Raw genomic sequence first — 1341 nt, 5'->3', positions numbered from 1 at the left:
CATCCAGATGCTGCGCACGGCGATGGGGCCGCTGATCGCCACCGCGCTCGAAGACCCGGACGTGATGGAAATCATGCTCAACCCCGATCGCACCCTGTGGGTGGATCGGCTGTCGTCGGGCCGCGCGCCGATGGGCGTGGAGATGCCCGAGGCCGATGGCGAGCGGATCATCCGCCTGGTCGCCGCCCACGTCGGCGCGGAGGTGCATCGCGGCCAGCCGCTGCTGTCGGCGGAACTGCCCGAAACCGGCGAACGCTTCGAGGGCATCTTGCCGCCGGCTGCGCCGGGGCCGGCCTTCGCATTGCGCAAGCGGGCCATCGGTGTGATCCCGCTGGAGCGGTACGTCATCGACGGGATGATGACCAGCGTCCAAGCGGGCTTTCTCGTTCGCGCCGTGCGCGAGCGGCAGAACGTCTTGATCGCCGGTGCCACCAGCAGCGGCAAAACTACACTCGCCAATGCGCTGCTGGCCGAGATCGCCGCCACTGGCGACCGCGTGCTGGTGCTCGAAGACACGGTGGAGCTGCAATGCGCGGCCCGCGACCACGTACCGCTGCGCACGCGCGCAGGTGTGGTGTCCATGACGGAGCTGGTGCGTTCGTCCATGCGCCTGCGCCCGGATCGTGTCGTCGTCGGCGAGGTGCGCGGCGCCGAGGCGCTGGATCTCATCAAGGTGTGGGGCACGGGCCACCCCGGCGGCATCGCAACGATCCACGCCGGCTCCGCGCTCGGCGCACTGCTGCGCCTGGAGCAATTGATTCTCGAAGTGGCGGTGAACCCGCCCCGTGCGCTGATCGCCGAGGCGGTCAACGTGGTGATCCACATCGCCGGGCGCGGACGCAAGCGCCGCATCGAGAGCATCGCGCGCGTCGTCGGCTTCGACGGCGTGGGCTACCAACTGGCGGACGCGCTGGAAACGCCGTTTCCCGAGCTGCCGCCGATCCCCGATGCCGCACCCGCTGCGGCGACTTTCCCATCCCCTGACTCACTTGGAGAACTGCCATGACGCAGACGACCGTTCCTGCTTTCCGTGTTTCCGTAAATCCGCCTTCGCACCTGTTCAACCTGGCGCGGTTGCGCAGCCTGGCCCGCCCTGCGGAGCAAGGGCTGCTGCTGGCCGCGCTGCTGCTGTTCCTGGCCGGAACCGCACAGGCTGCCGGTTCCTCGATGCCGTGGGAAGGCCCGCTGCAATCCATTCTCGAATCCATCCAGGGGCCGGTGGCGCGCATCGTCGCGGTCATCATCATCATCGCCACGGGCCTCGCGCTCGCCTTCGGCGATACGTCGGGCGGCTTCCGCAAGCTGATCCAGATCGTGTTCGGTCTGTCCATCGCGTTCGCA

The 1341-nt window shown here is 68.5% G+C and carries 2 protein-coding genes; both read left to right on the top strand.

Annotation, left to right across the window (positions count from 1 at the left end; translation table 11 throughout):
- Nucleotide 1 precedes the first annotated feature (1 nt).
- Complete coding sequence (trbB, locus tag APY03_RS01370) at nucleotides 2–1006, top strand: P-type conjugative transfer ATPase TrbB (protein ID WP_232324125.1); 1005 nt, start codon at nucleotides 2–4, stop codon at nucleotides 1004–1006.
- Nucleotides 1003–1341, top strand: a 339-nt coding sequence (locus APY03_RS01365) for a TrbC/VirB2 family protein (protein ID WP_232324124.1), incomplete at its 3' end; no start/stop codon positions are given. The genes trbB and APY03_RS01365, both read left to right, overlap by 4 nt.

The organism is Variovorax sp. WDL1 (genome assembly GCF_001541225.1).
Classification (GTDB): domain Bacteria; phylum Pseudomonadota; class Gammaproteobacteria; order Burkholderiales; family Burkholderiaceae_C; genus Variovorax.
The sequence above is the reverse complement of the archived record's forward strand: the minus strand, read 5'-3'. Positions and strand labels throughout refer to the sequence as shown.